The sequence below is a fragment of the Gemmatimonadota bacterium genome (assembly GCA_026706845.1).
In the GTDB taxonomy this organism is placed as follows: Bacteria; Latescibacterota; UBA2968; order UBA2968; family UBA2968; genus VXRD01.
In genome coordinates this window covers 1-10,831 of sequence record JAPOXY010000010.1, presented here as the reverse complement: position 1 = coordinate 10,831, position 10,831 = coordinate 1, and the positions used below count along the sequence as shown (strand labels likewise).

Genomic DNA, 10,831 nt, shown 5'->3' with positions numbered 1-10,831 from the left:
TGGGACAAATTTTGAACTTCAGGACAAACTTGCGAGGTTGACATCTAAGGTCAAATTGGGCCTATTTTTTAGAGCGATATATCGTCTATAAGGACGCGGTAGTTCAAACCGTGTGCAGGACATACATCTGTTGAGATCGCTCTCAACACAACCATTTTTCAAAGGAGTTGCAGCTATGAAACACCTGCGTAGATCTATCGTTATAAGCGTCATAGCTCTGGTAGCTATGAACTTCCCCACCTCCATTTTCGGCCAGACCACAATCGGCATTCGGGGTGGCATGAGTCGGGCGTCTGCAAGTGGGAACTTTGATGGCGCAGATGTGGATGCGCGAACCGGCATCAAACTCGGTGCTTCTGCGACTATCCCAATACAGGACAAATTCAGCCTTCGACTCGGTGGCGACTATGTGCAGAAGGGTTACGGTCTTAGTGCAAATTTAGAGGGTCTTAGTATCAGTGCAGATGTAAGTTTGGATTACATTGAGCTTTCGGGCCTGGGTGTCGTCAACCTCACGCCGCCCGAGAGCGCAGCTTCTGTGTATGTGCTTGCCGGACCGGCGATAGGGATCAATGTCAAGTGCGAAGCCGCAGGTGAGGATTGCGGTGATGATGGAGATGGCCCCAAGACCCTGGACCTTGGCATTACAGGAGGGATCGGTACTGAGATGGCGATGTCCGAAGGGATGACATTCTCAGTCGAGTTGCTGTACACTTTGGGGCTCCTGTCGATTGCCGAAGGAGAGGATGTTAAGAACCGAGCTATTGCCCTTCAGGTCGGTGTCGGTTTTCCTATAGGAAAATAGTGACAGGCAAAATTTAAAAAAGGCGATCCATTACGCAATGGATTTGGGTCGCCTTTTTGTAAATGTCAATCACTCAGGCGCGCCACAATTCACCGTAGATATTAACTTCAAATCGGACACTCTATTGATAAATTCTCGACCCGTAAAAATCATAAGTCTCTATAATACGACTTATAGAATTGTCAATTTTTTTGAAACTTTATACGGGACAAAGCGTGAGAAACGGAACAGAGGCAGATGGCAAAGTTGACTGACAAGCCTTATCGAGCCTCTCCTACCATATCAGCAGCGTTGTCGCTGTTTTCGTATCCTATCGGGAGGGAATTGCCACGATCAATAGTGTGAACGGTTTTTTTTAAGCTGTTGACAAACAAATATTTATGCAAATATCTCGAGATTTGTAAGTCATTAAGACAAATCCTTACAAATCCAATTTGCAAAATTGTTCACACGGTTGACCATGGCACTTTCTCTCAAATTCTTTCCCTTCGCGCTCGGCTTCACCAGTCTGCTGAGCCGAATATCCTCGTTTTACCCGCGGTCGCTTTCCTCTCAGACCAGCAGCTATTCCCCTTCTCTGGATAGTTCTGAAAGCGATCAAGTAGTATCCTCTCTCGGTGTACCTCCCAATCACGCTGTTTTCCTTCAGATTTCCCGCACAGATATTTCAGGCCTGTACTGCATAGACCTGTCCCGTGATGACTCTATACGGGACAAGTCCATGCGGTATGCCAGCGGTATTTCTACGTGTATTGAATCCGATGTAACTCGGTGCATCGTGGCAAGAAGTGCATATCGATTTTGCTATCGTCATTGCGGCATGCTTAAAGCCGTAATCCACAGGTAAACCTGCCATACTGGACTCCTGACTCCGCAGGAGTGACGACAATCTATATGAAATACGCCATGATGTACCTCAGAGTGTTTGCAAAGGATCTGATGCAGGCGATGTATTGCCCAATGCCCGGTCTCTTTCACAGCAAAATTCAACAATGCGGGGAATATATGGACAAGCAGAAAATTCTGATTGTAGATCATGAGCCACATGTAATCTCAGCACTTGAAAGATTCCTGAGAGACAAATCGTATGAAATATTCACTGCGGAAAATGGGCACAAAAGCCTTGAAATTTTACACAAGGAGAAAATTGACCTCGCTGTGGTTGAGGCACAGGTAGAGGATATGGATGGGATAACACTGCTGACGCATGTGCAGGCAGAGAAAATTCAGACAGCTATACTGATCATGACGAGTTTGGGATCCGCAGAATTGGGCGAGCAACTGATCAAGGCCGGTGCCGTGAGTGTACTTGATAAACCCATAGCGAGAGATAGATTTTTGACCAAAGTAAAAAGATATATGCCATCACAGTATATGTGGAAAGACCGGTTGGAATCATTTTTGGAAGACAATTGCACCAATCCAGACCTGAAATTTGAAGACATCATGCACTATTTCAAGTTTTCTAAGACCTATGGATATGAATTGTTCAAAAAATATTTTGGAGAATCATTCAGGATGTGCCTGCGGAATGTGCGCCTAACAAAGGCTGAAGAAGCGTTAAAGAACACATCGGACTCCATTTCAGAAATTGCTTATCGGTGTGGTTTTACGTCCTTATCGACTTTTAGCAGGGTGTTCAAAGCGAAATATGGAAATAACCCAACCACATACCGGAAATTCCATTTCAGAAACTACTTATCTATGTGGTTTTACGTCCTTATCGACTTTTAGCAGAGTTTTTATATGTAATAATCCGACCACATATCGCAAAAAAGTGGAAACTGGAACAAATTTTGAACATTAGGACAAATTTTACAACTTGATTCTCTCTAATTTGGAGCAATATATTTTTTATACGAATCTGTCGAAGCGCGACAGGTCGATCAAAATCTGCTCGAACGGCTGGTGCCGTGAGTGTATTTGATAAACCAATAGAGAGAGACCAATTCTTGGCCAGAGTTAAGAGATATATGCTTTCACAAGATATGTGGAAGAACCGATTGGAATCATTTCTGGAAGACAATTACACCAATCCAGACCTGAAATTTGAAGATGTCCTGCACTATTTCAAGTTTTCTAAGACCTATGGATATGAATTGTTCAAAAAACATTTTGGAGAATCATTCAGGATGTGCCTGCGGAATGTGCGCCTAACAAAGGCTGAAGAAGCGTTGAAGCACACATCCGATTCCATTTCAGAAATTGCCTATCAGTGTGGCTTTGCGTACTTATCGACGTTTAGCAGGGTTTTCAAAGCGACGTATGGGGAAAGCCCAACGACATATCGCAGAAAATGGAAACTGCAACAAATTTTGAACAGTAGGACAAATTCGCGGAGTTGACAGCACAAGGGCAAATATTACTATAAGGAGGAGTAACATGAAAAAATTACTGATAGCAGCAATGGCTGTGGTATTCCTATCGGGTTGCATGATGACCCCTCAGCATCGACGGGCTGTCCGGGATGATTCCGGCGATCGGATGACTGTCGGAAAGGTCCAAAAGGAAATAAGAGTTGGTATGAGCGGTGCCGAAGTCGCCCAGGTTCTCGGATCGCCAAACATCGTTTCAACAGATGAAGAACGGCGTGAAGTGTGGATATATGACAAAATCTCGACGGAAACAGCATACTCGACCAGTGAAGGCGGTATTGCTTCTCTCATCCTCATAAGCAGCATAGCCGATGTGTTTCTTGGGGGAGGTGGCGGAGCTTCAGGCACATCTGGAGCCAGTTCAACATCTCAGAGAACCCTCACTGTAATCATAAAATTTGATGAAGATAAAAAAGTACGAGACTTCGCGTATCACGCATCGCGGTTCTGAGACAAATACATCAGTTATAGAAGTGGAAGTTGTGAACCGACTTCAAGGAAGGTCATAGATGATGTATAAAAAGAATCCTCTATTACCACTACTTGCCACAGTGGTAATAGTTTTGACGAGTTGCGGGAGTATCCCCAAAGATGCTTTTAAGCTAACACCAGAATTATTGCAAAAAAGGGAATTAAAAACGAGAAAATACGAAGGCATTTCAGAAGTTGATATTCTATCGGCATCTGCTGGCGTACTTCAAGATCTGGGATTCAATATCGATGAGAGTGAATCAAAACTCGGACTTATCGTTGGCTCAAAGGAAAGAGATGCGACTGAAATAGGGCAGGAGGTTTGGTGGTGGACTAAGGTGTTGCTTACTTACGGGTACTCGTGGCTTTTGGGTGATGAGACTGATGACTATCAAAAGTTCAAGGCATCTGTTGTCATACGTCCAATATCAAAAGATAACGATAAAATACACTATGTCAGTGTGACATTCCAGCGGATTGTTTGGGATACTGCTGACAAAATTTCGAAACAAGAGACCCTGGACGCGCCTGAAATATATCGAGAATTCTTTGATCGGCTTTCAAAATCAGTCTTTCTGGAAGGGCAAAAAATATGAAACTCTCCAGGACAGCGATGGCCGCAATTGCCGCATCTGTATTAATTTGGTTATCCGGATGTGGAACATCAAAAAATCATTTGCTAAAAATAGATGAAAGCCAGGTCCAGTTGCGAAGCATGCAAACCCGTGCATTCGACACGACAGAAAAGAATAAGATGCTTCGAACTATAATAACCACACTTCAAGATTTCGACTATGTCCTGGATAAAGCAGATGCAACGCTTGGAATGATTAGTGCCACAAAACTCGACGAACATCAATACCGAATAACAGTTACTGTTCGGCCGAGGGGTGAAACCCAATTGTTGGTACGTGCAAACGTACAGTACAAACAAAAGGCTGTTAAAGATCCAATAATATATCAGAATTTCTTCACATCTCTGGCAAAATCGATATTTCTGACCGCTCACGAGGTTGATTAAACAACCATCGTTTTTCGATCTCGTTGACGCATACCCCCATATCCAGAGAAATCCCTCACAGTACCAAAAATTTTGGCACTGTCGCATCAAAGAGCCGCTCTCCATACAGCTTTACGAGGATATTAAGTATGATCATCCCTGGGAAAAGATATCCATTAATATGGCTTACTGTAATGGCACTGATTGTGGCAGGCTGTGGGAGTAGTTTGCCCAAACATGTCTTGAGACTAACACCAGACACATTGCAAAACAGGGTCTTACAAACGAGAAAATACGAAGGCATTTCAGAAGCCGATCTTTTATCGGCATCTACTGGTGTAATTCAAGATCTGGGATTCATCATTAATGAGAGCGAGACAAATCTCGGACTTATCGTTGGCTCAAAAAACAGAGATGCACCTCCTGATGCAACACAGCGGACGTGGCAAGTGCTTGTTACAACGGCTTCAATTCTTGTCGCTCTTATGGCTGCTCTTGGAGGTGAAGACGACGTTGATATATATGTTCCGCCTGTTGACGACTACCAAAAGTTATGGGCGTCTGTTGTTATCCGTCCAACATCAGAAGATAACGATAAAACGCACTATGTCAGGGTGACATTCCAGCGGATTGTTTGGAATACCGATGACAAAATAGACAGAATGCAAAGCCTGGATGAGCCTGAAATGTATCAAAAGTTCTTCGATCTTCTTTCAAAATCAGTCTTTCTGGAAGGACAAAAAATATGAAATTCTCCGGGATATTGATGGCCGCGATTGCTACATCAATCGCGTTTTCTGGATGCACGTCATCAAAAGAGCAATTGATGAAGATGGATGAAAGCCAGGTCCAGTTGCGAAGCATGCAAACCCGTGCATTCGACACGACAGAAAAAGATAAAATGCTTAGAACTGTAATATCCACACTTCAGGATTTAGGCTATATCGTGAATGAAGCAAATGAAGTGATTGGAACGGTTAGTGCCCAAACAACTCACATTAAATATAAATTCTTGGAAAAGAAGAAATATCCACTGCTAATAACTGTTACTGTTCGGCCAAGGGGCGAAACCCAATTGTTGGTACGTGCAAACGCTCAATATGGCCTGAAAGCTGTTGAAAATCCATTAGTATATCAAAATTTCTTCACAGTTTTGGAAAAATCAATTTTTCTCACTGCTCACGAAGTTGATTAAACGACCATTGTGTCGGCCCCATCAACGCAATACCGATACAAATAAAAATACCTCAAGGGATATAAAATATGGCAATTCCCAAGATATTGGCGGCTGTAATCGCCGCCTCCATATTAATCGGGTTGTCCGGATGTGCAACACCCAAAAAGCAATTGATGAAAATGGAGACAAGTCAAGTCAAGTTGCGAAGCATGCAAACCCGTGCATTCGACACTACAGATGAAAAAAAGACGCTTAGAAGTGTAATATCCACCCTTCAGGATTTCGACTTTCTCATAGATGAAGCAAACAAAGTGCTTGGAGTGGTCAGTGCCACAAGAAGGACCGATTGGTTGCAAATAACGGTTACTGTTCGTCCAAAAGGTGAAACACAGGTATTTGTGCGTGCGAATATGGAATACAAGCAAAAGGGTGTTGAAGATCCAGCAGTATATCAAAAATTCTTCACGTATCTGGAAAAATCGATGTTTCTGACTGCTCATGAGGTTGATTAAACGATCATTGTGTCGGCCTCATTGACGCAACACACCCCTACCAGAGGAACAATATGAAAATCTCCAGGATACTGATGATCGCAATTGCCGCATCCTTATTAATTGGGTTGTCCGGGAGTGTGTCATTTTCACAAAAAATAGAATTACATGAAAGTCAATTAGAAATTCGGAGCATGCAAACCCGTGCATTCGACACTACAGATGAGAATAAGACACTCAGAGCTATAATAGCCACACTTCAAGATTTCGGCTTTGTCGTGCAGAAAGCAAATGAAGCACTTGGCACAATTACTGCCAGAAGAATCGACAAATATTCATTGCGAATAACAGTTACTGTTCGTACAAGGGGAGAAACGCAAGTGTTAGTGCGGATGAATGCGTACTACAGTCGGCCTGTTAGGAATCCAATAATCTATCAAAATTTCTTCACATCTCTGGCAAAGTCGATGTTCCTGACCGCTCACGAGGTTGAATAAACAACTCTGGACTTGATCCGTTTCGGTGGGTACCTTCTCAGTAGTTAGAAAGGAGACCGACGCGATCCCCAGCAAATCTTCGCGTTAGTCAAAACGCACCAAGCACTTTAGCATCCAAAGCGGGGTAACTCCACTATATCGAATTTTTTTGAAAGATCATTGAGTGAAACCCATGAAAGAATTCATTCTTTATTCCACCTTTTTTATTCTCGCCCTCTCGCTATTCGTGCAGGATAGCCGCGCTCAAAACACCCTTGAAGGGCATACCAATGCTGTCGAATCCGTAGCATTTTCACACGATGGGACAATGCTCGTTTCCGGGTCAAGAGATGGCACGGTTGTGCTGTGGAACGCGACGACCAGACGCAATACCGACACCTTTGAGGGACACACGGATGTGGTCAGTGCTGTGGCATTTGCTCCCGATGGGACACTCCTCGCTTCTGGATCATCAGTAGATGGCACAGTCAAGTTGTGGAATGTGCAGGCGGGCACAAATATCGCCATTCTTGAGGATCAGACAGATGTGGTCAGTGCTGTAGCATTTACCTCAGATGGAATATTGCTCGCTTCCGGGTTCGTGAATGGCGCAATCCTGCTGTGGGATGTCGCGACAAAGAATGCCACCTCCCTTGAGGGGCACAGGAATGCCGTCAGTTCTATGGCATTTTCGCAAGATGGAACGCTACTCGCTTCCGGATCAGCGAATGGCACAATCCTCCTGTGGGATGTCGCGACAGGCACAAATATCGCCACCTTTGAGGAGCATACGGATGATGTCTCTTCTGTGTCGTTTTCACGCGATGGCACAATCCTCGCTTCTGGATCTGATGATAACACAGTCAAGCTATGGGACGTACAGGCAGGCACAAATATCGCCACCTTTGAGGAGCATACGGATGCCGTCAGTTCTGTAACGTTTTCGCAAGATGGAACAGTACTATCCTCCGGATCAGTGGATGGCATGGTTATACTGTGGAACGTGGCAAAAAGAAAACAAATCACCACTCTTGAGGAAGATAAAAATGCGATCAGTTCTATGGCGTTTTCCTCTGATGGAACGCTACTCGCTTCCGGAGCCGTAAATGGCAGGATCTGGCTTTGGAACGTATCTGAATGGACGCAGCCTCGCCCTGATATACTGAAAAAAATCTCCGGCGATAACCAGCAGGGCACACCCAGAGCAATGTTGGCGAATCCTCTAATCGTCGAAGTACGAGATCAGAACGATAATCCCTTACCAGATGTGCAAGTCACGTTCAGAGTTACCGCCGGTGCAGGAAAGCTCAGCGGACGATTCACGATTGAGTACGCAACAACCGATGCAGATGGCCGCGCTGAGGCTACGCTTACCCCTAGTCCCAATCCGGGGACAAACACCGTTGAAGTATCTATCGCCGGGCCTGAGCCGGTAACATTTCATGCAATGAGCATTGGAACGCCTGCTGTGCCGAACCTGGACGGTGATTATCCAACATGGCATGTACCCGACGGTGCAATCGCACGCCTGGGAAAAGGACCGATTGGTACAGGGGACAAAGCGGTTGCATTCTCGCCAAACGGTCAAAGTCTCGCTGTGGCAAGTGGCATTGGCGTATGGCTTTACGATGTGGCGACCGCCCGTGAACTCATGCTATTACCCTCTGCAAGCGCAGTCAATTCTGTGGCGTTTTCAAGAGATGGGATGCAACTGGCCTCCGGATCAGTAGATGGCACGGTTGCGCTGTGGGACATCGCGACGGGACAAAATACCAATACTTTTGAAGCGCGCAGGGGAATCTCTCCCGTAGCATTTTCACAAAAAGAGACGCTGACGGCATCCAGGTCAGTAGAATCGGTGGCATTTTCCCCCGATGGAACACTGATAGCTTCTGGGCGAAAGGATGGCACGGTCGTGCTGTGGGATATTGCAACTGGAAATGCCACCACACTTGAAGGGCATACAGATTGGGTCAGTTCTGTGGCGTTTTCCCGCCAGGGGGTACTGGCTTCCGGGTCTTTGGATAGAACAATCAAACTGTGGGATGTGCAGACAGGCACAACGACCACCATCTTTGAAGCGCACAGAGGCAATGTCTTTTCCGTAGCCTTTTCACCTGATGGAACAACACTCGCTTCCGGATTGGGGGATGGCACGGTCGTGCTGTGGGACATCGCGACGGAAAACACCACCACCCTTGAAGGACATATAGATGATGTCAATTCCGTGACATTTTCATCCGACGGGACAACACTCGCTTCCGGATCTGATGATAAGACGATCAAGCTATGGAACATAGCCACACGCACAAATACGGCCACCCTTGAAGAGCACACAGATCATGTCAATTCTGTATCCCTATCTCAGGATGAGGATGGGGAGCTACTACTCGCTTCCGGTTCTCCGGATGGTACGGTTGTGCTATGGGATGTGACGACTGAAAACGCCACCACCCTTGAAGGCCATACGCAGTCAGTCAGTTCTGTCTCGTTCTCTCCCGATGAGGATGAAATGTTACTGGCTTCCGGGTCTCTGGACGGCACTATACTCCTGTGGGACGCAGCGAGAAGAGAGCAGACTACCAGGCTTGAGGAACATTCGGGAGATGTCTTTTCTGTGTCGTTTTCACCAGATGGGAGACTGATAGCTTCCGGGTTTCTGGATGGAAACATCCTTCTGTGGGACATTACTACGGGAAATACCACCACTCTTGAAGGACAGTCAGTCAGTTCTGTCGCGTTCTCGCCTGATAAGAGTGAAACGCTACTTGCTTCTGGATCTTTGGATGGCACAATTCTGCTGTGGGACGTAAACACGCGCACAACGACTGCCTCACTTGACGGACAGACGGTCAGTTCTATCGCGTTCTCGCCCGATGGGACAATACTTGCTTCAGGATCTTTGGATGGCACAATCCTGCTGTGGGACGTAAACACGCGCACAATAACCACCACACTTGAAGGACATACGCAGGTGATCAGTTCTATGGCATTTTCGCAGGATAAGGATGGACTACTCGCTTCAGGATCAATAGATGGCACAATCCTGCTGTGGGACGTAAACACGCGCACAACAACCGCCATGCTTAAAGGACATACAGAAGCAATCACTTCTGTGTCCTTTTCACCCGATGGGACAATACTATCCTCCGGGTCTCTGGATGACACGGTTCTGCTGTGGGACGTAGCAACGGGAAACGCCGTCCTTCTTGAAGGGCATACGGACAACGTCTTTTCCGTGTCGTTCTCGCCAGATGGAATACTTCTATCTTCCGGATCAGGGGATGGCACAATTCTCTTGTGGGATATGTCGCCGTATATCACACCTCAAACTCCTGATCCATCTCGACCTTCCAATCCCGACTTTAACGGCGATGGGACTGTCAATATTGCCGATTTTTTGGAATTTGTGGAACTGTTTGGATTAAGTCGTGGCGATGCGGGGTATGATACGCGGTATGATCTGGATGGGGATGGCACTATTGGGATAGGTGATTTTCTGATCTTTGTCGATGCCTTCGGCAAAGAAGGATCTTCGAATTAAAAGGATCCTCGAATTAACTACTGCTCTAACATGACATGAAAATGAAACCTCCTGTTAAATTTCTCTCCTTCGTACTCGGCATAACCAGTCTGCTGAGCCTGATCTTCTTGATTCTATCCCCCCAGACCAGCACCGTAGCCTTAGAGACCACTGCGCCACCTTCTCTTGACTTTGACGGCAGCGGGATTGTGGATTTTCCTGACTTTTTGATGTTTGTAAACGCGTTTGGATCTGAGGACGGCCAGGATAAGTATGAGGCAAAATACGACCTCAATAGAGATGGTAAAATTGCTTTTGAAGACCTTCTAATCTTCACCGACAACTTTGGCAAAAGCGTCGTAGCCCAGAAGCCTCCAACCCCTCCAATTCCTCCAACTCCATCGGGCCAGGGCACTGCACCTCCCGACCTAATTGTCGAATCGCCCAAAGTCAGCGATAGCAGCCCGGATGCAGGTGCATCCTTTACGCTGAGTGCCACTGTTCGCAATCAGG

At 45.9% G+C, this 10,831-nt stretch carries 13 protein-coding genes; 12 read left to right on the top strand and 1 reads right to left on the bottom strand.

Annotated features, from left to right (window positions below; translation table 11 throughout):
* Positions 1-175: 175 nt before the first annotated feature.
* Complete coding sequence (locus tag OXG87_01055; GenBank protein ID MCY3868109.1) at positions 176-805, top strand: outer membrane beta-barrel protein; 630 nt, start codon at positions 176-178, stop codon at positions 803-805.
* Positions 806-1,472: 667 nt separating this feature from the next.
* Here OXG87_01055 and OXG87_01050 read toward each other — a convergent pair.
* Positions 1,473-1,661, bottom strand: a complete 189-nt coding sequence (locus OXG87_01050) for a hypothetical protein (protein ID MCY3868108.1) — start codon at positions 1,659-1,661, stop codon at positions 1,473-1,475.
* A gap of 50 nt (positions 1,662-1,711) precedes the next feature.
* On the opposite strand from OXG87_01050, the gene OXG87_01045 reads away from it, so the two are divergent.
* The 11 genes from OXG87_01045 to OXG87_00995 all read left to right on the top strand — a co-directional run.
* Positions 1,712-2,539 (top strand): response regulator, encoded by an 828-nt coding sequence (locus OXG87_01045; GenBank protein MCY3868107.1) that lies wholly within the window; start codon positions 1,712-1,714, stop codon positions 2,537-2,539.
* Between the two features lie 239 nt (positions 2,540-2,778).
* A complete protein-coding gene (locus tag OXG87_01040; GenBank protein ID MCY3868106.1) occupies positions 2,779-3,150 on the top strand; it encodes an AraC family transcriptional regulator in 372 nt (123 codons plus the stop codon).
* Positions 3,151-3,187: 37 nt separating this feature from the next.
* Complete coding sequence (locus OXG87_01035) at positions 3,188-3,631, top strand: hypothetical protein (protein ID MCY3868105.1); 444 nt, start codon at positions 3,188-3,190, stop codon at positions 3,629-3,631.
* Positions 3,632-3,689: 58 nt separating this feature from the next.
* The gene (locus OXG87_01030; protein MCY3868104.1) at positions 3,690-4,247 is read left to right on the top strand and encodes a hypothetical protein; all 558 of its coding nucleotides are present in this window, start codon (positions 3,690-3,692) and stop codon (positions 4,245-4,247) included.
* 17 nt (positions 4,248-4,264) lie between these two features.
* Positions 4,265-4,672 (top strand): hypothetical protein, encoded by a 408-nt coding sequence (locus OXG87_01025; protein MCY3868103.1) that lies wholly within the window; start codon positions 4,265-4,267, stop codon positions 4,670-4,672.
* Positions 4,673-4,800: 128 nt separating this feature from the next.
* Positions 4,801-5,400, top strand: a complete 600-nt coding sequence (locus OXG87_01020) for a hypothetical protein (GenBank protein ID MCY3868102.1) — start codon at positions 4,801-4,803, stop codon at positions 5,398-5,400.
* Positions 5,397-5,846 carry a hypothetical protein gene (locus OXG87_01015; GenBank protein MCY3868101.1) on the top strand — a complete coding sequence of 150 codons (450 nt, stop codon included), beginning with the start codon at positions 5,397-5,399 and terminating at the stop codon, positions 5,844-5,846. Before OXG87_01020 ends, OXG87_01015 begins: the two co-directional genes overlap by 4 nt.
* A gap of 68 nt (positions 5,847-5,914) precedes the next feature.
* Positions 5,915-6,340 (top strand): hypothetical protein, encoded by a 426-nt coding sequence (locus OXG87_01010; protein MCY3868100.1) that lies wholly within the window; start codon positions 5,915-5,917, stop codon positions 6,338-6,340.
* Between the two features lie 74 nt (positions 6,341-6,414).
* Positions 6,415-6,816 (top strand): hypothetical protein, encoded by a 402-nt coding sequence (locus OXG87_01005; protein MCY3868099.1) that lies wholly within the window; start codon positions 6,415-6,417, stop codon positions 6,814-6,816.
* Positions 6,817-6,988: 172 nt separating this feature from the next.
* Positions 6,989-10,339 carry an Ig-like domain-containing protein gene (locus OXG87_01000; protein MCY3868098.1) on the top strand — a complete coding sequence of 1,117 codons (3,351 nt, stop codon included), beginning with the start codon at positions 6,989-6,991 and terminating at the stop codon, positions 10,337-10,339.
* Positions 10,340-10,380: 41 nt separating this feature from the next.
* On the top strand, positions 10,381-10,831 hold a 451-nt coding region (locus tag OXG87_00995; protein MCY3868097.1), incomplete at its 3' end, for a dockerin type I domain-containing protein.

Excerpts from the sequence above, each read along its gene's own strand:
- OXG87_01050 (MCY3868108.1), bottom strand. The coding sequence starts at position 1,661 with ATGGCAGGTTTACCTGTGGATTACGGCTTTAAGCATGCCGCAATGACG.
- OXG87_01005 (MCY3868099.1), top strand. The coding sequence starts at position 6,415 with ATGATCGCAATTGCCGCATCCTTATTAATTGGGTTGTCCGGGAGTGTG.
- OXG87_01015 (MCY3868101.1), top strand. The coding sequence starts at position 5,397 with ATGAAATTCTCCGGGATATTGATGGCCGCGATTGCTACATCAATCGCG.
- OXG87_01020 (MCY3868102.1), top strand. The coding sequence starts at position 4,801 with ATGATCATCCCTGGGAAAAGATATCCATTAATATGGCTTACTGTAATG.
- OXG87_01035 (MCY3868105.1), top strand. The coding sequence starts at position 3,188 with ATGAAAAAATTACTGATAGCAGCAATGGCTGTGGTATTCCTATCGGGT.
- OXG87_01045 (MCY3868107.1), top strand. The coding sequence starts at position 1,712 with ATGATGTACCTCAGAGTGTTTGCAAAGGATCTGATGCAGGCGATGTAT.
- OXG87_01055 (MCY3868109.1), top strand. The coding sequence starts at position 176 with ATGAAACACCTGCGTAGATCTATCGTTATAAGCGTCATAGCTCTGGTA.
- OXG87_01010 (MCY3868100.1), top strand. The coding sequence starts at position 5,915 with ATGGCAATTCCCAAGATATTGGCGGCTGTAATCGCCGCCTCCATATTA.
- OXG87_01030 (MCY3868104.1), top strand. The coding sequence starts at position 3,690 with ATGATGTATAAAAAGAATCCTCTATTACCACTACTTGCCACAGTGGTA.
- OXG87_01000 (MCY3868098.1), top strand. The coding sequence starts at position 6,989 with ATGAAAGAATTCATTCTTTATTCCACCTTTTTTATTCTCGCCCTCTCG.
- OXG87_01025 (MCY3868103.1), top strand. The coding sequence starts at position 4,265 with ATGGCCGCAATTGCCGCATCTGTATTAATTTGGTTATCCGGATGTGGA.
- OXG87_01040 (MCY3868106.1), top strand. The coding sequence starts at position 2,779 with ATGCTTTCACAAGATATGTGGAAGAACCGATTGGAATCATTTCTGGAA.